Source organism: Enterobacter cloacae complex sp. I2 (assembly GCF_014896205.1).
Classification (GTDB): Bacteria; Pseudomonadota; Gammaproteobacteria; order Enterobacterales; family Enterobacteriaceae; genus Enterobacter; species Enterobacter quasihormaechei.
Genome location: NZ_JADBRA010000012.1, coordinates 55,936 through 77,620, shown reverse-complemented (window position 1 = coordinate 77,620; position 21,685 = coordinate 55,936). Strand labels below are relative to the sequence as shown.

Genomic DNA, 21,685 nt, shown 5'->3' with positions numbered 1-21,685 from the left:
AATGACGGAAAACATTCATAAACATCGCATTCTCATCCTGGACTTCGGTTCTCAGTACACTCAGCTGGTGGCGCGCCGCGTGCGTGAGCTGGGCGTTTACTGTGAGCTGTGGGCGTGGGATGTCACGGAAGCACAGATTCGCGAGTTCAATCCAAGCGGCATCATCCTCTCCGGCGGTCCGGAAAGCACCACCGAAGAGAACAGCCCGCGCGCGCCACAATACGTGTTCGAAGCGGGCGTGCCGGTATTCGGCGTCTGCTACGGCATGCAAACCATGGCGATGCAGCTGGGCGGCCACGTAGAAGGCTCTAACGAGCGTGAGTTCGGCTACGCGCAGGTTGAAGTCGTCACCGACAGCGCGCTGGTGCGCGGTATTGAAGACTCCCTGACCGCAGACGGCAAGCCGCTGCTGGACGTGTGGATGAGCCACGGCGACAAGGTTACCGCCATCCCGTCCGACTTCGTGACCGTTGCCAGCACCGAAAGCTGCCCGTTCGCCATCATGGCGAACGAGGAAAAACGCTTCTACGGCGTGCAGTTCCACCCGGAAGTGACCCACACCCGTCAGGGTATGCGTATGCTGGAGCGCTTCGTGCGTGACATCTGCCAGTGTGAAGCCCTGTGGACCCCGGCAAAAATCATCGACGACGCCGTGGAGCGTATCCGCCAGCAGGTTGGCGATGACAAAGTGATCCTCGGTCTCTCCGGCGGCGTGGACTCCTCCGTCACCGCGATGCTGCTGCACCGTGCCATCGGTAAAAACCTGACCTGCGTCTTCGTGGACAACGGCCTGCTGCGCCTGAACGAAGCCCAGCAGGTAATGGACATGTTTGGCGACCACTTCGGTCTGAACATCGTTCACGTGGAAGGCGAACAGCGCTTCCTCGACGCGCTGAAGGGCGAGAACGATCCGGAAGCGAAACGTAAAATCATTGGCCGCGTGTTCGTGGAAGTGTTCGACGAAGAAGCGCTGAAGCTGGAAGACGTTAAGTGGCTGGCGCAGGGCACTATCTACCCTGACGTGATCGAGTCTGCGGCCTCCGCAACCGGTAAAGCGCACGTGATCAAATCTCACCACAACGTGGGCGGCCTGCCGAAAGAGATGAAGATGGGCCTGGTTGAACCGCTGCGCGAGCTGTTCAAAGATGAAGTGCGTAAGATCGGCCTGGAGCTGGGTCTGCCGTACGACATGCTCTACCGTCACCCGTTCCCGGGCCCGGGCCTCGGCGTGCGCGTGCTGGGTGAAGTGAAGAAAGAGTACTGCGACCTGCTGCGCCGTGCGGACGCGATCTTCATCGAAGAGCTGCACAAGGCTGACCTGTACAACAAGGTCAGCCAGGCGTTCACCGTGTTCCTGCCGGTTCGCTCCGTCGGCGTGATGGGCGATGGCCGTAAGTACGACTGGGTTGTCTCCCTGCGTGCGGTGGAAACCATCGACTTCATGACCGCGCACTGGGCACATCTGCCGTATGACTTCTTAGGCCGCGTGTCTAACCGCATCATCAACGAAGTTAACGGCATTTCCCGCGTGGTGTATGACATCAGCGGTAAGCCACCGGCGACGATTGAGTGGGAATAAGCCAGTAACCCAACCTGTTTTCTCATAAACAGGCAGAAGTATTTAAAACCCTCTGTTTAAACAGAGGGTTTTTTTTGCCCGATCGGGATGTGAGCTACTGGCTCATCTGCCGCGATCCACGGCAGCCGATACTGCGCCGCCATGCGCCTGGCGCCTGACCGTACTGGCGCTTAAAGCTGCGGTTGAAGGACTGCTGTGAGTCAAAGCCCAGCGCGATCGCCACGTTCAGAATCGGTTCATCACTGTGGGCCAGGCGCTCAACCGATTTTTGCAGCTTTTGTGCGCGAATATATTCGGCGAGAGGGGAGCCGGTATGTTCTTTAAAGATCCGCTGGAGATGCCATTTCGAATACCCGGCTCGCCTGGAGACGGTTTCAATGTCCAGACGGCTATCAAGGTTGTTGTCGATCCAGTCGAGTAAATCGTGAATGAATGCACCCGTGTTCATCTTGCTTCCCCCTACGCCACGCACCAAAAAGCATCTTTGTTTGTTGCATTTAAAGGTGGCCCGATTTTGCATTAATTGCAAGTATTATTGTTACATTTAAATCCCTTCTAAAAACAGGTTATTTACCTTCACCGCAAATAGCACATAAAGTGCAACAATTATTCTTGCACTTAATTAAGCGCCTTCCTACAATCGCCGCGATAGTGTATTCGCAACTGTTACAGTTTTGTGGCGATGAACGACACAAATGGCCTTCAGCCAGCCCGGACAAAGGAAGTGGCGCGGCGCCTCCCGCTGCGTCTTGCCCGGCGGCTACAATAACCGGAATAAAAATAATGAGCCTGCAAAAAACCTGGGGTAACTTTCATCTGAGCGCGATGGGGGTGATATTACTCTCCGCGCTGCTGGTCGGGTGCGATGACAGCGTCGCGCAAAATGCTGCGCCGCAGGCGCCCGCCGTCAGCGCCGCTGACGTGGTTGTGAAATCCATTAGCCAGTGGGACAGCTTTAACGGTCGCATTGAGGCGGTGGAAAGCGTCCAGTTGCGCCCGCGCGTCTCCGGCTACATTGATAAAGTGAATTACACCGACGGCCAGGAGGTGAAAAAGGGCGAGGTGCTGTTCACGATTGACGACCGAACCTATCGCGCCGCGCTGGAACAGGCGCAGGCGGCGCTGGCGAGAGCCAAAACGCAGGCCAGCCTGGCGCGAAGCGAGGCTAACCGGACCGATAAACTGGTCAACACTAACGTGGTTTCCCGTGAAGAGTGGGAGCAGCGTCGTTCGGCCGCCACTCAGGCGCAGGCCGACATTCGTGCAGCGCAGGCGGCGGTTGATGCCGCGCAGCTTAACCTGGACTTCACCAAAGTGACCGCGCCCATCGATGGCCGCGCCAGCCGTGCACTGATCACCAGCGGTAATCTGGTCACCGCCGGCGACAGCGCCAGCGTGCTCACCACCCTGGTCTCGCAGAAGACGGTTTACGTCTACTTCGACGTGGACGAGTCAACCTACCTTCACTATCAAAACCTTGCCCGCAGCGGGCAGGGGGCGTCCAGTCATCATACGGCGCTGCCGGTGGAGATCGGCCTGACCGGTGAGGAGGGTTATCCCCATCAGGGCAAAGTGGATTTTCTTGATAATCAGCTCAGGCCGAGTACCGGAACGATCCGCATGCGCGCCCTGTTAGATAACGCGCAGCGTCAGTTCACGCCGGGTCTTTTTGCCCGCGTGCGCCTGCCGGGCAGCGCGGAATTTAAAGCCACGCTTGTTGACGATAAAGCGGTGCTGACCGATCAGGATCGTAAATATGTTTATGTCGTTGATAAAGAGGGAAAAGCGCAGCGTCGCGATATTACGCCCGGGCGTCTGGCCGACGGTTTACGCATCGTACAGCAGGGGCTGAATCCTGGGGATAAAGTCATCGTCGATGGTTTACAAAAAGTGTTTATGCCGGGTATGCCGGTTAACGCGAAAACCGTTTCCATGACCGCCAGCACCGCTCTTAACTGATCCTTTACCTGAGAATCCAACCCATGGACTTTTCCCGTTTTTTCATCGACAGGCCGATTTTTGCCGCCGTACTGTCGATTCTGATTTTTATCACCGGATTAATCGCCATCCCGCTGCTGCCGGTGAGCGAATATCCTGACGTCGTCCCGCCAAGCGTGCAGGTACGCGCGGAGTATCCGGGCGCCAACCCGAAGGTGATTGCCGAGACCGTGGCAACGCCGCTGGAAGAGGCGATCAACGGCGTTGAAAACATGATGTACATGAAGTCCGTTGCGGGTTCCGACGGCGTGCTGGTGACCACCGTCACCTTCCGTCCAGGTACCGACCCGGATCAGGCGCAGGTTCAGGTGCAAAACCGGGTAGCGCAGGCTGAAGCGCGTCTGCCGGAAGATGTGCGGCGTTTGGGCATCACCACTCAGAAACAGTCCCCGACGCTGACGCTGGTGGTGCATCTGTTTTCGCCAGGCGGTAAGTACGATTCACTGTACATGCGTAACTACGCCACGCTGAAGGTGAAGGACGAGCTGGCGCGCCTGCCCGGCGTGGGGCAGATTCAGATCTTCGGCTCTGGCGAATACGCGATGCGCGTCTGGCTGGACCCAAACAAGGTGGCGGCGCGCGGGCTGACGGCCTCAGACGTGGTGACGGCGATGCAGGAGCAGAACGTGCAGGTGTCTGCCGGGCAGCTTGGTGCCGAGCCGCTGCCGAAAGAGAGCGATTTCCTGATCTCCATTAATGCTCAGGGCCGGCTGCATACCGAAGAAGAGTTTGGCAATATTGTCCTGAAAACTACGCAGGATGGGACGGTCGTCCGCCTGCGCGACGTGGCGCGCATCGAGATGGGTTCCGGCAGCTATGCGCTGCGTTCGCAGCTCAACAATAAAGACGCGGTCGGGATTGGTATCTTCCAGTCTCCCGGGGCAAACGCCATCGATCTGTCTAACGCGGTGCGTGCGAAAATGGACGAACTCTCCACCCGTTTTCCGGACGATATGAAATGGGCGGCGCCTTACGACCCGACCGTTTTCGTCCGCGATTCCATCCGCGCGGTGGTGCAGACGCTGCTGGAAGCGGTGGTGCTGGTCGTACTGGTGGTGATCCTGTTCCTTCAAACCTGGCGGGCGTCGATCATCCCGCTGATCGCGGTGCCGGTATCCGTCGTGGGCACGTTCAGTATTCTCTATCTGCTGGGCTTTTCACTTAATACCCTGAGTTTATTCGGGCTGGTGCTGGCGATTGGTATTGTGGTGGACGATGCCATCGTGGTGGTGGAAAACGTCGAGCGAAATATTGAAGAGGGGCTCGCCCCGCTTGCGGCAGCGCATCAGGCGATGCGGGAAGTGTCCGGGCCGATTATCGCCATAGCGCTGGTGCTGTGCGCGGTGTTTGTGCCGATGGCATTCCTCTCTGGCGTTACCGGCCAGTTCTACAAGCAGTTTGCGGTAACGATAGCCATTTCAACGGTGATCTCCGCGATCAACTCGCTGACGCTCTCGCCAGCGCTGGCCGCGCTGCTGTTGAAGCCGCACGGCGCGCCGAAAGATTTTCCGACCCGGCTTATCGATCGTCTGTTTGGCTGGATCTTCCGTCCGTTTAACCGCTTTTTCCACCGCAGCTCGACCGGCTATCAGGGGCTGGTGGGCAAAACGCTTGGCCGACGCGGGGCGGTGTTTGCGGTTTATCTGCTGCTGCTTTGTGCCGCGGGCGTGATGTTTAAAGCCGTACCCGGCGGGTTTATTCCGACGCAGGATAAGCTGTACCTGATCGGCGGCGTGAAAATGCCGGAAGGCTCGTCGCTGGCGCGTACCGATGCGGTGATCCGCAAAATGAGCGAAATCGGTATGAATACCGAAGGTGTGGATTATGCGGTCGCGTTTCCTGGCCTGAATGCGCTCCAGTTCACCAATACGCCGAACACCGGGACGGTATTTTTTGGCCTGAAGCCGTTCGACCAGCGTAAACACTCTGCGGCGGAAATTAACGCGGAGATCAACGCGAAAATCGCGCAAATCCAGCAGGGCTTCGGCTTCTCGATTCTGCCGCCGCCGATTCTGGGGCTGGGACAGGGATCGGGCTATTCCCTGTATGTTCAGGATCGCGCAGGTCTGGGCTATGGCGCGCTGCAAAATGCGGTGAACACCATGTCCGGCGCAATTATGCAGACGCCGGGGATGCACTTCCCCATCTCAACCTATCAGGCTAACGTTCCGCAGCTGGACGTGCAGGTCGACCGGGATAAGGCGAAAGCGCAGGGCGTGTCGCTCACCGATCTGTTCGGTACGCTGCAAACCTATCTGGGCTCGTCATACGTAAACGACTTTAACCAGTTTGGCCGCACCTGGCGCGTGATGGCGCAGGCCGACGGGCAGTTCCGCGACAGCGTGGAGGATATTGCGAATTTACGTACCCGCAATAACCTCGGCGAAATGGTGCCGATCGGCAGCATGGTGAATATCAGCACCACGTACGGGCCGGACCCGGTGATTCGCTACAATGGTTATCCGGCGGCGGATCTCATTGGCGATGCCGATCCTCGCGTGCTCTCGTCCGCGCAGGCCATGACGCAGCTGGACGCCATGTCTAAGCAGATCCTGCCGAACGGAATGAATATTGAATGGACGGACCTGAGCTTCCAGCAGGCTACGCAGGGCAACACGGCGCTGATCGTCTTCCCGGTCGCGGTACTGCTGGCGTTCCTGGTGCTGGCGGCGCTGTATGAGAGCTGGACGCTGCCGCTGGCGGTGATCCTCATCGTGCCGATGACCATGCTCTCCGCGCTGTTTGGCGTCTGGCTGACCGGGGGCGATAACAACGTCTTCGTGCAGGTGGGTCTGGTGGTGCTGATGGGGCTGGCCTGTAAGAATGCGATTCTTATCGTAGAGTTTGCCCGCGAGCTGGAAATGCAGGGCAAAGGCATTATGGAAGCCGCGCTGGAAGCGTGCCGCCTGCGCTTACGTCCGATTGTGATGACCTCAATCGCCTTTATTGCCGGGACGATCCCTCTCATCCTCGGCCACGGCGCGGGTGCCGAAGTGCGCGGCGTCACCGGGATCACCGTGTTCTCCGGTATGCTGGGCGTCACGCTGTTTGGTCTGTTCCTGACGCCGGTCTTTTACGTCACGCTGCGTAAGTTCGTGACGCGCGGCAAAGCGGAAAGAGAAGTGTTGCCTGCGTAGGACGTAGCAGACAATAAAAAACCGCCTTCACAGTGAAGGCGGTTTTTTTTCGCCGTCCGTAAAGGATTAAGGCGCTTTTTTATGCTGCGTACAGATTTCCGGCACCGGATCGCACCCGCTGGTGTCGGCTTTTTTTACCTCTTCCAGCGCGCTGGCGACGGTATGGCGCGCTAAAACCTCCAGCGAAGCCTGCTCCGCTTCATCAGCAATGGATTTGAAATACCAGCAGGCGTTGGCGCTGACCACGCAGCGGGCCGGGACGTCAGGACGGGACGCCCACAGCTTTTTATCTTCCGTGACGGAGAGGTAAATATCGCGCAGGGTAATCTCTTCTGCCGGGCGGCCAAGGTGAATAGAGCCGTTGCGGCCAAGCGTGGAGACGATAATGCCGTCGCGAGCGAGCGGAACCATTAACTTGCGGATAAAGCTCGGATTCGCCTCCAGGCCGTAGGCCAGGATTGCACTCGTCGAACGTTCACCCGATTGCTCCGCCATCGCTACGCTGAGAACCATCTGCAAAGCTGTCGGGAAGCGGTAATCTAGCATTTTTCTGTCCTGGGTCGCGGTGAATCTTGTTCTTTTTGGCACCGCAGAGGTGAATAATCAATAAGTAACAATATAACAAATACGGTAATCTTATTGAAGCAATCTGCGGCATCCGCAAAATAACGCAGCCGTTGGGGCGCGCCGCGTTTCCATTCATGTGAACGCGGGGCTCGGGAAGTCAACGGTCACCATCAGGCCACCTTCTGCTGACGTGCTCAGGTTGACCCTGCCGTTGTGCTGCTGCGTAACGGCTTTGACGATGGCAAGCCCTAAGCCACTCCCGCTCTGGATCTGATTGGGATCGCGGAAAAACCTGTCGAACACCCGCTCCCGCAGTTCAACCGGAATGCCGGGCCCCGCATCCGAGACGCGCAGCTGAGCGGATGTCTCTCTCGATTGTAGCCGCACCTCTATGCGTCCCCCCTCGGGGCTGTACTTCACGGCATTTTCGACCAAATTGTCGATCAGTGACACCAGCCGTTCCCGGATGCCTGCGACCCGGATTTCATCGTCGGCGAAAAACTCAAGCTCAATACTGCGCGCCGACGCCAGCGGCTCCAGGGCAGCCATGCGCTCCTGAATAAGCGTTGTCAGCGGCACAGGCTCCATAACCGTGTCGATGTGCGCTTCGCTGTGCTGCATCAGCAGAAGCTGATTGACGAGACGAGCAGCACGGCTATTGCTGCGAACAATGCCTGCAAGCAGCTCCTGCTGGCTTTCGCTGGTGACCCAGGACTGCAACGCCTCGACGTTGATCCGCATCGCGGCCAGAGGCGTTCGCAGCTCGTGTGCGGCATCGGCAATAAAAATTCTCTCCCTTTCGGCGCTTTCCCGCACCCTGGCGAGAAAATCATTAATCGCGTCCACCGTCTGGCGAAGCTCCCTGTGCCTCGGGACGGACTTTAAAGGAGAGAGATCGTCCGGCGTACGTAATGAAATTTCATTCACCACCCTGTTCCAGGGGCGCATCGCGATGCGGATTGACAGCCACGCGGGAAACAGAAGAAAAGGGATGCATATCATCAGCGGCATGACGTAGTAGCCGCGCGAGTTCAGGTAGATAAAGAAATTCCAGCTCCCGGCCGGGGTGAAGAGGGTGACTTCCACGTCGGAGTGCGCGGATTTGAGCGTACGGCTCGTCCAGGCGTGGTCCTCAGTCTCGACACGCTGCATTTCCCCCAGGCGGCTATTTTTCACCTCCGTTGGCGCGCCAGGCGATGAATAAATAACCTCATTATGCTTGCGAACAATGAGGTTGATGGACAGCTCCGGATCTTCGCCGCCGCCATATCCCTCCCGCAGCGCCTTGCTGAACGCTGCCAGCACAACATCACGCGCCTGCGGGCGATCGTCCATGCTCTCGACAAGGGAAAAAACGGTTTCGTAAGTCTCACTGCCCGTGAGGATCGGCGGGCTGCGCAGGTCCTCCAGCAAAATGAAGGTTAAAAAAAGACACCACAGCAGCGTAAGCAGCAGCATCTGGGCGACCATCATTCGCCTGACCAGCGTAGGGAGCCTGAGGTGATACCAAATCTTACGCATCAGCCTGCCGCCTTCTGAACCGGTACGGTATCAATGACGTACCCAACGCCGCGCACCGTTCGCACAAAGCCCTCGCCAATCTTTCGCCGGAGGTTACCCATATGCACGTCGAGCGCGTTGCTGAGGTTTTCTTTTGTGCCGAATATTCTTTCTTCCAGATATCGCCGCGTAAGCACGCGGTCGGCACGCAGCATTAAGGTTTCAAGCAGCGCATATTCACTGGCCGTCAGCTCAACGTGACGTGCGCTTACGGTCACGCGGCGCGTCGGCACATGAAGCGATAAACCGCGAATTTCTATTGCTTCATTTTCAAAGCCATAGCTACGCCGCGCAAGGGCCCGTACGCGCGCCAGCAGCTCGGCGAGAACAAAAGGTTTAACCAGATAGTCGTCTGCACCTGCATCCAGCCCACACAGGCGGTCCTGTAGCGTGCCCCGCGCCGTCAGGATAATGACGGGGACGCCCTTTAGCTGTTGACGCAGGCGCGTCATCAGGCTCATGCCATCGCCATCGGGCAGCCCCAGGTCGAGCAAAATAAGTTCCGGCACGCAGAGCGCAAGCTGATGCAGCGCATCCTCTTTGCGGCGTACCCATATAACATCAAATCCCTGATCTGCAAGGGCGATACGTACGCCGTTGCCGAGATCCAGGTCGTCTTCAATGAGGAGAATTTTCACATTGGTCACTGTATCAACAGAGAATGAAGAACAACTGAAGAAAAAACGGTAACAGGAATTATTCAGTGTTTACAGCACGTTCACGTGCTTCAGCATTTCTTCATTTACGGCTCATTAGAACCTCAGGGTGGGTATTCAGAATGTTCGTTCTGGCGTTTAACACCGCTTGTATCGTAATTATCTGAATCCAAAGGGCTTCTTTAATGAGAAACATCAAACTGCGTCATAGTTTCCCCCGTTCACGCATCGGTCGCAGCATGAAAAGCATCCTGCCGGGGGCCGTCCTGGCGTTACTGGCCGCCCCGGCGCTGGCGGCTGATCAGCCTCAGGGCAATGTGTTAACCCTGGGGGGCGGCGTCGACGTTGCGCCACGCTATTCCGGTTCGGATAAGAGCCGCGTTACGGCGGCTCAGGTGGTTGATTACGCTATGGCGAATGGTTTCTTTGTCAGCACCACGCGGGGGATCGGCTACGGCAATAGCTTTGGCAACCTGAACTACAACGCTGCGCTGAGCTATCGCGCAGGACGTAAGGATCGCGATGTAAGCAGCGATTCGATCGCCTCCGGCAGCGACTACCTGCGGGGAATGGGAGACATCAAAGGCTCAGCTATTGTTGTGCCCGGGCTGGAATACAAGGTGACCGACTGGCTTAACGTGCAGATGCAGGCTGAGGTTCCGTTTTCGTAGAGAGACAGCGGGGAAGCTGTGCATTTCGGCATTGCCAGCCCGCTTTATACATCTCCCAAAAATACGGTAACGCTGGCGCTGACCGGCAGTTGGGGTTCCAGCAAGTACATGCAAACGTACTACGGCGTCAGCGCCGACCAGTCGGCCGCGTCGGGATTTGCCCGACATGAAGCCGGTTCCGGAATATATGTGTATTCGCTGAACCTGGACTGGACCCATAAGCTCACCTCTCGCTGGAGCCTGCTTGCCGCAGCTGGCGTTACGCAGCTGACGGGTGATGCAGGCGATAGCCCAATTGTTCAGCGAAAAACGTCCCCTACGGGAAGCCTGAAGGTGGCATATAGCTTCTGATGGTTAAGCGAGGGGGAAGGGGCTTTTTGCTGACCACATACTCGCTTCAGCTGCTGCCGTCGGCAAACGCTCCGTGCGCCAGCAAATGACGTCAGCGCAAATACAGGAAGCAGGAAATATCGACGAATCATCTGTGTCTCTCCTCATCAGTTTATTATGGCGAGGGATACAGAAGACCATTTTTATGTATCGGGTATGTTTGCTTTTGCGGGCGTTTTGTACCGGTTTGTTAGCGTAGCGCTCGGGATACAGTGCGATACAGTTTGTCTGCCGGGAACGAACAAGCGTTAACGCTCGGGCGTATCCACCACAATACCTGACTGCTGCGACTGAATTTTGTCCTGATGGTGATACCAGGCGCCGATGGAGGAATATACAAAGCGGCCGAAGAAAAACATGAAGCTGATGAGCAGTATGATGCGGGTCATCCGGGTGTTGAATCGATGTCGTTTTCGCATACGCGTAGCCTGACTCACTTTATTTTCCTGAGTATACCCTTTTGGGCGATACGGCTATTAAGGCACAGCCGCAAGTCAGGGTCAATTCGTCAGAATGTAAAATACCGTCAATGCTTACATTAATTTATGTTATTAAAAACAACGCATTTATTTATCGCCTTGATAATTACAGGAAAAATATTCAAAAAAAACGTAAGAAAGATTTATTCAGATAATTTAATTTGATTTAGGTCAACGGAATCCCGCCTCTGGTATTTAAAATCCTTCCTCCACTGCTTGCCAGGAATTTTCCAGGCAACTTATACGTCAGGTTGGATGCCTGTCTTCACTTACCCTCTGGAGCGCAAGGGTTGTAAACGAGCATCTATGAATATTCAGCACATCCTGAAGCAAAATAAAGACCGCTGGTGGGCACTTCCTCTTATTTTACCCGTGGTGTTACTCCCGGTGCTGAGCGTGGCAAATACCTTAACGCAGCTGGGCGAGGGTATCGTTGCGCTCTATTATTTACCGCTCTCTTTTCTGCTGACGCTGATGCTGTTCTTTGGCATGGAGGCGCTCCCCGGCATCGTGGTGTCGCTGTTTTTACGCTATTACCCTTCCGTTGGCCTATATGAAACCGTGGCCGGCATTCTGCATTTTATCGTTCCCCTGGTGCTCAGTTGGGGCGGTTATCGCGTGTTTGCGCCCCGACGCAATATGACCGCGTACGGCGACGTGCGCCTGATGGGACAGCGTATTTTCTGGCAGGTTTTCTGCCCCGCAACGCTCTTTTTGATACTGTTTCAGTTTGCGGTGTATCTCGGCGTGTACGAAAGCCGCCAGAGCCTGGCAGGGTTAAATCCTTTCAACATCCGCACGCTCATTAACTATCAGGCGCTGCTGGTGAGCGGGCTGACGGGCGTGCCGCTCAGCTATTTGCTGATCCGTCTGATTCGCCATCCGCGCTACGTCAAAGGGCTGATATCCCAGATTCGCGTGCAAATAGACAAAAAGGTTACCGTCGTAGAGTTTGTGGCGTGGTTTTTAGTGCTGGGCGGGCTGCTGGGCATGCTGCTGCTGCCCATGAACATCAACAGCTCTATTTTCAGTACAAACTATACCTTGTCACTGCTGATGCCCGTGATGCTCTGGGGCGCAATGCGCTTCGGTTACAAGCTGATGTCGATTATCTGGACGCCGGTCCTGCTGGTGTCGATTCACTATTATTATCACTACATTCCGCAGCATCAGGGCTATGACATTCAACTGGCGATTACCTCCTCCAGCTATCTGGTCTTTTCATTTATCGTCATCTACATGTCGATGCTGGCGACACGCCAGCGCGCCATTAATATTCGTTCCCGCAGACAGGCGTTTCTCGATCCGGTTGTGCATATGCCGAATCTGCGGGCGCTGTCGCGCGAGCTGGCCAGTAACCCCTGGTCGGCGCTCTGCTTACTGCGCGTACCCGAGCTGGAAGTGCTGGGGCGTAATTACGGCGTACTGCTGCGCATCCAGTATAAACAGCAGCTGGCGCAATGGATAAATGGCACCCTTCAGCCAAATGAGCGCGTCTATCACCTCACCGGGTATGACATGGCGGTGCGTCTGGATGCGGAGTCGCATCAGCAGCGCATTGAGACGCTGGACGAGCATATCAAGCAGTTCGTTTTTATCTGGGATGGTATGCCGGTACAGCCTCAGGTCGGCGTGAGCTACTGCTATGTACGTTCTCCCGTCAATCATCTCTATCTGGTGCTGGGGGAGCTGGGCATCGTGGCCGACCTCTCCCTGTCCACCAACCACCCGGAAAATCTTCAGCAGCGCGGGGCCGTTCATTTGCAGCGTAGCCTGAAAGATAAGGTGGCGATGATGAGTCGTTTGCAGGCCGCGCTGGAGCAGGATTCCTTTACCCTGCTGGTTCAGCCGGTTCGCGGACTGCGCGGCGATCGTTACCACGAGGTGCTGCTGCGGATGCGCGACGATAACGGTGCGCTGATCTTTCCCGAGCAGTTCCTGCCCATAGCACAGGAGTTTGGCTTATCGTCGCGTGTGGATTTATGGGTACTCGAGCGTACGTTGAGTTTCCTGGCGCAGCACCGTCAGCGTCTGCCGGGCCAACGCTTTGCGATCAACCTTGCGCCGTCTACCGTCTACCGGGCTCAGTTCCCGCTTGAGGTGAGCCGCCTGTTAGCCAAATATGCCGTTGAAGCGTGGCAGCTGATTTTTGAGGTGACCGAAAGCAGCGCCTTTGGTCATGCGGATCGGGCGGAAACCAACCTCAGGAAATTACAAAAAATGGGGATACGGATCGCCATTGATGATTTTGGCACCGGCTACGCCAGCTACGCGCGGTTAAAAAGCGTGGACGCCGACATCCTCAAAATCGACGGCGGCTTTATTCGCAATATTGTCAGCAACAGTCTGGATTACCAGATTGTGGCCTCCATTTGCCATCTGGCCCGGATGAAGAAAATGCTGGTGGTGGCGGAATACGTTGAAACAGAAGAGATACGTAGCGCGGTACACGCGCTAGGTATCGATTATGTACAGGGCTATCTGATTGGGCTGCCGGTGGAGCTCGAAACATTGCTCGAAACGCAGCCTTCTGAGGAAAGCGCCTGAGCCGTTACGCGGCTGCCTCAGAGCTCTCTTCTTCAATCTTTAACAGCCAGCCGGTGACCGCTTCCCAGTACTGCTGCTCTTTTTCCAGATCCAGCAGAACCAGCGCGTTCTGGCTGAACCAGTCGTGCGGGAAGCTCAGCGTCCAGTGATGGTCGTCCGTTTTCAGCTTCAGCGTCGGCGGCGTGGTGGTTGCCTGACGCTGGTTATTAAGCAGCACGCCAAGGCGCAACAGCTGAATCAGCGGCAGGAACTGCTTTTTCTTGAACAGCGTAAAGCGCGGCAGATCGTCGAGCTTAATGGCTTTGCGGTGATAGCGCACCAGCGTCGCCATCATGGTTTGCTGCTCCTGGTTGAAGCCAGGCAGATCGCTGTTTTGCAGAATATAGGCTGAATGACGATGCATCCCGCTGTGATTGATGTTCAGCCCCACCTCGTGCAGCATTGCGGCCCATTTTAACAGCGCGGCGAGCTGCGGGTGCGCCAGCTTCGGATTCTGCTCCTCCCACTGCTCGTACATCTGAACCGTGGTTTCCAGAACCCGTTTCGCCTGCTCGCGGTCGATGTTGTACTGGTTCGCCAGGCTCTGGGCGGTGCGGCTGCGAATATCCTGATGACGGAAGCGGCCTTCCATCTCATACAGCACGCCTTCGCGCAGGGCGCCGTCAGAGAGGCGCAGCTCTTTGATCGCCAGCGCGTCAAACACGCCGCACAGGATCGCCAGCCCCGGCACGAACACCGCTTTACGTTCGTCGGACAGGCCCGGCAGACTCAGGGCGTCGAAGCTCTTATGCTTAAGCACCTCTTCGGTGAGTTTTACCAGGCGCTCAGGCGTAATAAACCCGTCTTTTTCACCCATCGCCAGCAGCACTTCGTGGGCGGCTTTAATCGAACCCGATGCCCCGAGCGCCACGTTCCAGCCCTGAATACGGTACTGCCAGGCCAGGTTTTCCAGTTTTTGTACGGCGGCCATGCGCGCGCGCTGGAAGTTTTCGCGGGTGATTACGCCGCCCGGGAAATACATCTGCGCGAAGCTGACGCAGCCCATACGGCGGCTTTCCACCAGGCGCGGCTCGAAGTCTTCGCCAATCACCAGTTCAGTGGAGCCGCCGCCGATATCAATCACCAGCTTGCGGCCTTTTTCCGGTTGGGTATGCTCCACGCCCATAAAAATCAGGCGTGCTTCTTCGTTACCGGAGATGATCTCAATCGGGTAGGGGATGACCTTTTCCGCGCGCTTCAGAAACTCCGGCGCGTTCAGCGCCTGGCGTAGCGTATGCGTCCCGACGATGCAGACGCTGGAGGGCGAAAAGCCTTGCAGACGTTCTGCGAACAGCGACAGGCAGTTTAGCCCGCGCTCCATTGCCTCTTCGCTCAGCATGTTACGCGCATCAAGACCATCGGCCAGATGCACACGCTGTTTCAGGCGACCGATGATCTGCATCGCGCCATCCACCTCGCGGGCGATGACCATATGGAAACTGTTTGAGCCAAGATCGACCGCAGCGAACTCCTGCGGACGGGGGGTATTATCGTTTATTGGCATAGGTTAATCGGGTTGCTCAAGTGATTTGATGTAATCGTAAATCGCCAGCTGCGACCGGACTTTTCGGCGATTGCCGCGCGGTACATAGCGATTACTGAGTTCTTTGTCGATATAACGTGCTTTCACCGTATCGCTGAACAGGATCTCGATAATGTCCAGAATACGCTGCTTAAGGCGGGGATCCAGCAGCGGTGCCGCCACTTCAATACGGTAATCAATATTACGCGTCATCCAGTCGGCGGAAGAGAGATATACGCGCTTATCACCGGCATTATCGAAAATATAGACGCGATCGTGTTCAAGATAGCGATCCACAATGCTGATCACGCGGATGTTGTCGCTGATGCCTTCCAGTTCGGGGATGAGCGAGCACATGCCGCGAATGAGCAGATTAACTGGCACGCCGGAGCTGGAGGCCGCGTACAGGCGGTCTACCAGGCCTTTGTCCACCAGGTTGTTGAGCTTCAGCGTGATGCCGGACGACAACCCGTTCTGCGCGTTGGCAATCTCTTTGTCGATCATATCGTACAGCAGGCGGCGCGAGTTCTGCGGGGACACCAGCAGGTAGTCGAAGCTAACCGGGCGGTACGGGTTCTCAATGAAGTTAAACACCCGACGCACTTCGTTGGTAATGCGCGCATCGGCCGTCAGCAGCGAGTAGTCGGTGTAAATTCGCGCGGTTTTCTCGTTGAAGTTACCGGTGCCGATATGGGCATAACGCACCACGTCGTCGCCTTCTTTACGGGAAATCAGGAACAGCTTGGCGTGAATTTTCAGCCCCGGCGCGGAGAAGATGACGTGCACGCCCGCTTCCGTCAGTCGGCGCGCCCAGTGGATGTTGGCCTCTTCGTCGAAGCGTGCCTGTAGCTCAACCACCACGGTCACTTTCTTGCCGTTGTGCGCCGCGTGGATCATCGCGTCGATGATGCGGGAATCTTTCGCCACGCGATAGATGTTGATTTTAATCGCCAGCACGTTCGGATCGAACGAGGCCTGACGCAGCAGCTCCAGCACGTGTTCAAAGGTGTGATACGGATAGTAAAGCAGCACATCGCGCTCGCGGATGGCGTCGAACCCGTTACGGAACTTATCGAACCAGATATGGCGCAGGCGCGGCAGCGGCTTGTTCACCAGGTTGGCTTTGCCAACGTTCGGGAAGCCGATGAAATCTTTAAAGTTGTGGTAACGCCCGCCGGGGATAATGGAATCGTAGCGGGAGATGGTCAGCTTATCGCGCAGCATTTCCACCATCGCGTCCGGCATATCGCGCTGATAAACAAAACGCACCGGCTCTGCGGTCAGGCGCTGCTTGAGGCTGGAGGACATCAGCTCCATCAGGCTGGCCTCCATCTCGTGCACCAGATCGTACTCGGCGTCACGGGTCATCTTCATCGAGTAGGCGTTTAGCGCGTCGTAATCGAAGAAGCCTTTGAAAATATCGTCAAGGCAGTAACGCAGGATGTTATCCAGCAGAATCATCGGCTTACGTCGACGCGGCGTTTCCGGCGGCAGGTTCACAAAGCGTGGAACCTTATCGGACGGAATTTCCAGCAGCGCATAGTTGATGGTCTCACCGCGAATGATTTCCACTGCCAGATAGGTGTAATCATCTTTCAGGAACTGCACCAGATCGGTTTCACGGTTGATCAGAATCGGGGTGATGTGCTGGCGCAGATAATGTTTGAAATAGTGGCGAAGCCAGTTTTGCTGATTCGCGGAGAGCTGACGTTCGTTGATCAGGAAGATTTGATTGCGTGCCATTTCCAGCAGCAGCTCGTTATAGAGGCCATCAAATTCCTGATCGGCTTTCATGACGCGAGACTGGATTTTTCCAAGCAGATGCCGCGAGTGGGAGTTTAAGCCCTGTTCTTCACTGATGATGATTCGGCGCTTCAGTTCGGCAAAGCGAACCTTATAGAACTCATCCAGATTGTTGGAATAGATGCCTAAAAAACGCATGCGCTCAATCAGCGGGTTGCTTTTATCGGCCGCTTCCTGAAGTACACGTTCGTTGAATGCTAACCAGCTTAGCTCTTTCTCAATGTATAACTTTTCCTGACCCATTACAGCTCACACTCCAGTTCAATCACAGGACGTGGTAAATCCGTCTCGTCCTTATTATGGCGAGCATTTCCACGATATGTCCAACAGTGCCAGAAAAGTATGACAGTTATTTTTTTTGTTGGGGATTTTAGAGGGTTGGGGAAGGAGTGTCGGGTGGCGCTGCGCTTACCACGACCTACGGGACCGTAGGCCCGTGCAAGCGAAGCGCCGCCGGGCAATTCAAACAGACTACTCTTCGGCCGCATAACCCTGCGGGGGCAACTTCACGCCATCCAGCCAGGCTGCGCCGTTGCGCATCTCCAGGCGTCCATCGACAAACCAGCTTACCACCAGGGGGTAAATGGCGTGCTCCTGCGTCTGTACGCGTTCGGTCACGTCGTCTTCGTTGTCGCCGTCAAAGACAGGCACTTTCGCCTGCAAAATTACCGGACCGCCGTCCAGCTCGTCGGTGACGAAATGCACGGAGGTACCGTGCTCCTCATCGCCGTTCTCCAGCACCTGACGATGGGTGTGCAGGCCGGGGTATTTTGGCAGCAGGGAAGGGTGAATATTGAGCAGCCGACCGGCGTAGTGTTCAACAAAAGCCGGACTCAGGATGCGCATGTAGCCTGCCAGCACCACGACGTCGGGTGCGTAGGCGTCAATTTCCTGCACCAGTTCGCGGTCAAACGCTTCACGGCCCGCAAACTGACTGGCTTCCAGCGCGTGCGCGGGGATATTGGCTTCCCGCGCGCGCTCAAGGCCGAATGCATCGGCCTTGTTGCTGAATACTGCCCGAATGGTGCCATTGATTTTCTTCTGTTTGCAGGCATCTATGATTGCCTGCAAATTGCTTCCGTTGCCGGAAATAAGCACCACGATGTTTTTCATTCAATGACCACACGCTGTTCGGAATCGGACGCTTTAATCGTACCGATTTTCCACGCGTTTTCACCTTTTTCTGTCAGCAGCTTAACCGCTTTATCCGCTTCGCTTGCCGGCAGGGCGATAACCATGCCCACGCCGCAGTTAAAGGTGCGGTACATTTCGTGCGAGCTCACGTTGCCGGCGGTTTGCAGCCAGTTGAAGACGGACGGCCACTGCCATGAGGAGGCGTCGATTACCGCCTGGGTAGTGTCCGGCAGCACGCGCGGAATATTTTCCCAGAAGCCGCCGCCGGTCAGGTGAGCGATGGCGTGAACGTCGACGTTCTCAATCAGCGCCAGTACGTTTTTCACGTAGATGCGGGTCGGGGCCAGCAGGTGATCGGCCAATGGTTTGCCGTCCAGCTCGGTGGTCAGCGGGTCGCAACCGCTCACTTCGAGGATTTTACGCACCAGAGAGTAGCCGTTAGAGTGCGGGCCGCTGGAGGCCAGCGCAACCAGCACATCGCCGTCAGCCACTTTGCTGCCGTCGATAATTTCTGATTTTTCTACCACGCCAACGCAGAAGCCTGCGACGTCATAATCTTCACCGTGATACATGCCGGGCATTTCAGCGGTTTCACCGCCGACCAGCGCACAGCCGGATTGCAGACAGCCTTCGGCAATGCCGTTAATGACGCTGGCTGCGGTGTCCACGTCCAGCTTGCCGGTCGCGTAGTAATCCAGGAAGAACAGCGGCTCAGCGCCCTGAACCACCAGGTCGTTGACGCACATCGCCACCAGATCGATACCGATCGTATCGTGACGCTTAAGATCCATCGCCAGGCGCAGTTTTGTCCCTACACCATCCGTACCCGAGACCAGCACAGGTTCACGATATTTTTGCGGCAGCGCGCACAGTGCGCCGAATCCACCCAGGCCACCCATCACTTCCGGGCGGCGGGTTTTTTTCACCACACCTTTGATTCGGTCAACCAGCGCATTACCTGCGTCAATATCAACACCGGCATCTTTGTAGCTGAGAGAAGTTTTGTTGGTCACGGCTCAAGTCCCCACGCGATTGCATAGCTAGTAAGAAAAATCGGCGCAATTCTAACAGTCCAGGCAAACGTTTGCGAGCCTATTCTCGGCGCGAAGATCTTTTTTTTGCAAAGGCCTGTAAAGGGCGACAAACTTGACTCTGTTCACGAAAATGAAACCGGTTTCTGCGATCTGCTTGCAACGGCTTTCCCCTTTGCACATCATCAAACTGAAACCGGTTTCTGTAACTGTTTTTGCAGAAAATAACGCAGAATGAGGGAAAGCAAATGTCTGGATTTAAAGCAGGTTTTCTGTGGGGTGGAGCCGTTGCGGCGCACCAGCTTGAAGGCGGCTGGAAAGAGGGCGGCAAGGGGGTAAGCGTTGCCGACGTCATGACCGCGGGCGCCCACGGCGTGCCGCGTGAAATCACCAACGGCGTGCTGGAGGGGAAAAATTACCCAAACCACGAAGCCATCGATTTCTACCACCGTTATAAAGAAGACATCAAACTCTTTGCCGAGATGGGGTTCAAATGTTTCCGCACCTCCATCGCCTGGACGCGTATCTTCCCGAAAGGCGACGAGCTGGAGCCGAACGAAGCAGGACTCAAATTCTACGATGACCTGTTTGACGAGTGCCTGAAGTACGGCATCGAACCGGTTATCACGCTTTCCCACTTTGAGATGCCGTTCCACCTGGTGACGGAATACGGCGGCTGGCGCAACCGTAAGCTGATCGACTTCTTCGTGCGCTTCGCGAAGGTCGTTTTTGAGCGTTACCAGCACAAGGTGAAGTACTGGATGACCTTTAACGAGATCAACAACCAGGCCAACTTCCACGAAGACTTTGCGCCGTTCACCAACTCCGGGCTGAAATATGCGCCGGGTGAAGACCGCGAGCCGGTCATGTTCCAGGCGGCGCACTATGAGCTGGTGGCCAGCGCCCTGGCGGTGAAGGCGGGCCGCGAGATCAATCCGTCGCTGCAAATCGGCTGCATGATTGCCATGTGCCCCATCTACCCGCTGACCTGCGCGCCGGACGACATGATGATGGCGATGAACGCCATGCATCGCCGCTACTGGTTCACCGACGTGCACGTGCGCGGCAAGTATCCGCAGCATCTGCTCAACTACTTCGAGCGTCGCGGCTTCGCGCTGGATATCACCGAAGAAGATAAGGCGGCGCTGACGCAGGGCTGCGTGGATTACATCGGGTTCAGCTACTACATGTCTTTCGCCACCAAAGCGACGGCAGATAACCCGGCGCTGGATTACGACGAGAGCAAGAGCCTGGTCTCCAACCCTTACGTGCAGAAATCCGACTGGGGCTGGCAGATTGACCCTGTCGGCCTGCGCTACTCTCTGAACTGGTTCTGGGATCACTATCAGCTGCCGCTGTTCATTGTTGAAAACGGCTTTGGCGCGATCGACGTGCAGGAGAGCGACGGCACGGTAAACGACCAGTACCGCATTGATTATCTGTCTGCACACATCCGCGAGATGAAAAAAGCGGTGGTGGAAGATGGCGTGGATCTGATGGGCTACACCCCATGGGGCTGTATCGATCTGGTCTCTGCCGGAACGGGCGAAATGAAAAAACGCTACGGCTTTATCTTTGTCGATAAAGATAACGAAGGGAACGGCACGCTGAACCGCAGCAAGAAGAAGTCGTTCGACTGGTATAAGCAGGTGATTGCCAGCAACGGCGATAACCTCTAATTGTCGGGTGGCGCTCACGCTTACCCGACCTACAATACACGTAGGCCCGCGTAAGCGCAGCGCCACCGGGCAAGATCCCGCACCCAAGCCGGAGCCCTGCCTCCGGCTTTTTTGTTTTTGATTGATATACGTCAAGCAAGTTGGGTATGGCGCAATCCGAAAAAAGCGGTATAATCCCGCGATTTTTTTGCGGATGCCACCTCAGAGGAGAAAGAGAATGAAGATTGTGGAAGTGAAACACCCACTCGTTAAACACAAGTTGGGCCTGATGCGTGAGCATGACATCAGCACGAAGCGTTTTCGCGAACTGGCTTCTGAAGTGGGCAGCCTGCTGACCTACGAAGCAACCTCCGATCTGGAAACGGAAAAAGTGACCATCGAAGGCTGGAACGGTCCGGTACAGGTTGAGCAGATCAAAGGTAAAAAAATTACCGTGGTGCCAATCCTGCGTGCGGGTCTGGGCATGATGGAAGGCGTACTGGAGCACGTGCCAAGCGCGCGTATCAGCGTGGTGGGTATCTACCGTGATGAAGAGACCCTTGAGCCGGTCCCGTACTTCCAGAAGCTGGTCTCTAACATCGACGAGCGTATGGCGCTGGTGGTTGACCCGATGCTGGCGACCGGTGGTTCGATGATCGCCACCATCGACCTGCTGAAAAAAGCCGGATGCAGCAGCATTAAGGTGCTGGTCCTGGTTGCAGCGCCGGAAGGTATTGCGGCGCTGGAAAAAGCGCACCCGGACGTTGAACTGTATACCGCGTCTGTCGACCAGGGACTGAACGAGCACGGGTACATCATCCCGGGGCTTGGCGATGCCGGCGATAAGATTTTTGGTACTAAATAATCGAATAACGATAAAGAAGCCGACTTTGATAGTCGGCTTTTTTTTGAAT

15 protein-coding genes and 1 pseudogene are annotated in these 21,685 nt (G+C 56.1%); 7 read left to right on the top strand and 9 right to left on the bottom strand.

The features are described 5' to 3' along the window. The first annotated feature begins 1 nt into the window (after window position 1). A complete protein-coding gene (guaA, locus tag IM300_RS12250; protein ID WP_006811514.1) occupies window positions 2-1,579 on the top strand; it encodes a glutamine-hydrolyzing GMP synthase in 1,578 nt (525 codons plus the stop codon). A gap of 94 nt (window positions 1,580-1,673) precedes the next feature. Here the strand turns inward: guaA and IM300_RS12245 are convergent, their stop codons facing one another. Then, window positions 1,674-2,027, bottom strand: a complete 354-nt coding sequence (locus IM300_RS12245; RefSeq protein WP_107533486.1) for a helix-turn-helix domain-containing protein — start codon at window positions 2,025-2,027, stop codon at window positions 1,674-1,676. 335 nt (window positions 2,028-2,362) lie between these two features. Here IM300_RS12245 and IM300_RS12240 point away from each other — a divergent pair, with 335 nt between their 5' ends. Then, window positions 2,363-3,538, top strand: coding sequence for an efflux RND transporter periplasmic adaptor subunit (locus IM300_RS12240; protein WP_193036692.1), 1,176 nt, complete (start codon window positions 2,363-2,365; stop codon window positions 3,536-3,538). Window positions 3,539-3,561: 23 nt separating this feature from the next. Beyond that, entirely contained in the window at window positions 3,562-6,714 is a 3,153-nt protein-coding gene (oqxB, locus tag IM300_RS12235; protein ID WP_193036690.1) for a multidrug efflux RND transporter permease subunit OqxB, read from the top strand. A gap of 66 nt (window positions 6,715-6,780) precedes the next feature. Here oqxB and IM300_RS12230 read toward each other — a convergent pair whose 3' ends face one another. From IM300_RS12230 to IM300_RS12220, 3 genes are all read right to left on the bottom strand, one after another. Further along, window positions 6,781-7,260 carry an Rrf2 family transcriptional regulator gene (locus tag IM300_RS12230; RefSeq protein WP_063868028.1) on the bottom strand — a complete coding sequence of 160 codons (480 nt, stop codon included), beginning with the start codon at window positions 7,258-7,260 and terminating at the stop codon, window positions 6,781-6,783. Between the two features lie 153 nt (window positions 7,261-7,413). Continuing rightward, complete coding sequence (locus IM300_RS12225) at window positions 7,414-8,802, bottom strand: HAMP domain-containing sensor histidine kinase (protein WP_193036688.1); 1,389 nt, start codon at window positions 8,800-8,802, stop codon at window positions 7,414-7,416. Then, complete coding sequence (locus IM300_RS12220) at window positions 8,802-9,479, bottom strand: response regulator (protein WP_112791776.1); 678 nt, start codon at window positions 9,477-9,479, stop codon at window positions 8,802-8,804. Before IM300_RS12220 ends, IM300_RS12225 begins: the two co-directional genes overlap by 1 nt. Window positions 9,480-9,682: 203 nt before the next feature. Between IM300_RS12220 and IM300_RS12215 the strand changes: the two are divergent. Next, window positions 9,683-10,519 (top strand): annotated as a pseudogene (locus IM300_RS12215) (MipA/OmpV family protein). A gap of 287 nt (window positions 10,520-10,806) precedes the next feature. Here IM300_RS12215 and IM300_RS12210 read toward each other — a convergent pair. Beyond that, complete coding sequence (locus tag IM300_RS12210; protein ID WP_193036686.1) at window positions 10,807-10,977, bottom strand: YfgG family protein; 171 nt, start codon at window positions 10,975-10,977, stop codon at window positions 10,807-10,809. Between the two features lie 366 nt (window positions 10,978-11,343). Here IM300_RS12210 and IM300_RS12205 point away from each other — a divergent pair, with 366 nt between their 5' ends. Continuing rightward, window positions 11,344-13,584, top strand: a complete 2,241-nt coding sequence (locus IM300_RS12205) for an EAL domain-containing protein (protein WP_193036684.1) — start codon at window positions 11,344-11,346, stop codon at window positions 13,582-13,584. A gap of 4 nt (window positions 13,585-13,588) precedes the next feature. On the opposite strand, the gene ppx is transcribed toward IM300_RS12205, so the two are convergent. The 4 genes from ppx to purM form a co-directional block, all read right to left on the bottom strand. Then, window positions 13,589-15,127, bottom strand: a complete 1,539-nt coding sequence (gene ppx / locus IM300_RS12200; protein ID WP_063868035.1) for an exopolyphosphatase — start codon at window positions 15,125-15,127, stop codon at window positions 13,589-13,591. A 3-nt stretch (window positions 15,128-15,130) separates the two neighbouring features. Continuing rightward, window positions 15,131-17,191 (bottom strand): polyphosphate kinase 1, encoded by a 2,061-nt coding sequence (gene ppk1, locus IM300_RS12195; protein WP_006811494.1) that lies wholly within the window; start codon window positions 17,189-17,191, stop codon window positions 15,131-15,133. Window positions 17,192-17,419: 228 nt separating this feature from the next. Further along, entirely contained in the window at window positions 17,420-18,061 is a 642-nt protein-coding gene (gene purN / locus IM300_RS12190) for a phosphoribosylglycinamide formyltransferase (RefSeq protein WP_063868038.1), read from the bottom strand. Beyond that, window positions 18,058-19,095 carry a phosphoribosylformylglycinamidine cyclo-ligase gene (gene purM, locus IM300_RS12185; protein WP_193036682.1) on the bottom strand — a complete coding sequence of 346 codons (1,038 nt, stop codon included), beginning with the start codon at window positions 19,093-19,095 and terminating at the stop codon, window positions 18,058-18,060. The genes purN and purM overlap by 4 nt, the downstream gene beginning before the upstream one ends. Before the next feature lie 266 nt (window positions 19,096-19,361). Between purM and IM300_RS12180 the strand changes: the two genes are divergently transcribed. Then, on the top strand, window positions 19,362-20,792 hold the full coding sequence (locus tag IM300_RS12180; protein WP_107533479.1) for a 6-phospho-beta-glucosidase: 1,431 nt from the start codon (window positions 19,362-19,364) through the stop codon (window positions 20,790-20,792). A 217-nt stretch (window positions 20,793-21,009) separates the two neighbouring features. Further along, on the top strand, window positions 21,010-21,636 hold the full coding sequence (gene upp / locus IM300_RS12175) for a uracil phosphoribosyltransferase (protein WP_040074548.1): 627 nt from the start codon (window positions 21,010-21,012) through the stop codon (window positions 21,634-21,636). The last annotated feature ends 49 nt before the right edge of the window (window positions 21,637-21,685 follow it).

Excerpts from the sequence above, each read along its gene's own strand:
- upp (WP_040074548.1), top strand. The coding sequence starts at position 21,010 with ATGAAGATTGTGGAAGTGAAACACCCACTCGTTAAACACAAGTTGGGC.
- purN (WP_063868038.1), bottom strand. The coding sequence starts at position 18,061 with ATGAAAAACATCGTGGTGCTTATTTCCGGCAACGGAAGCAATTTGCAG.
- IM300_RS12225 (WP_193036688.1), bottom strand. The coding sequence starts at position 8,802 with ATGCGTAAGATTTGGTATCACCTCAGGCTCCCTACGCTGGTCAGGCGA.
- guaA (WP_006811514.1), top strand. The coding sequence starts at position 2 with ATGACGGAAAACATTCATAAACATCGCATTCTCATCCTGGACTTCGGT.
- ppx (WP_063868035.1), bottom strand. The coding sequence starts at position 15,127 with ATGCCAATAAACGATAATACCCCCCGTCCGCAGGAGTTCGCTGCGGTC.
- IM300_RS12210 (WP_193036686.1), bottom strand. The coding sequence starts at position 10,977 with ATGCGAAAACGACATCGATTCAACACCCGGATGACCCGCATCATACTG.
- IM300_RS12230 (WP_063868028.1), bottom strand. The coding sequence starts at position 7,260 with ATGCTAGATTACCGCTTCCCGACAGCTTTGCAGATGGTTCTCAGCGTA.
- ppk1 (WP_006811494.1), bottom strand. The coding sequence starts at position 17,191 with ATGGGTCAGGAAAAGTTATACATTGAGAAAGAGCTAAGCTGGTTAGCA.
- IM300_RS12205 (WP_193036684.1), top strand. The coding sequence starts at position 11,344 with ATGAATATTCAGCACATCCTGAAGCAAAATAAAGACCGCTGGTGGGCA.
- IM300_RS12240 (WP_193036692.1), top strand. The coding sequence starts at position 2,363 with ATGAGCCTGCAAAAAACCTGGGGTAACTTTCATCTGAGCGCGATGGGG.
- IM300_RS12180 (WP_107533479.1), top strand. The coding sequence starts at position 19,362 with ATGTCTGGATTTAAAGCAGGTTTTCTGTGGGGTGGAGCCGTTGCGGCG.
- oqxB (WP_193036690.1), top strand. The coding sequence starts at position 3,562 with ATGGACTTTTCCCGTTTTTTCATCGACAGGCCGATTTTTGCCGCCGTA.
- IM300_RS12245 (WP_107533486.1), bottom strand. The coding sequence starts at position 2,027 with ATGAACACGGGTGCATTCATTCACGATTTACTCGACTGGATCGACAAC.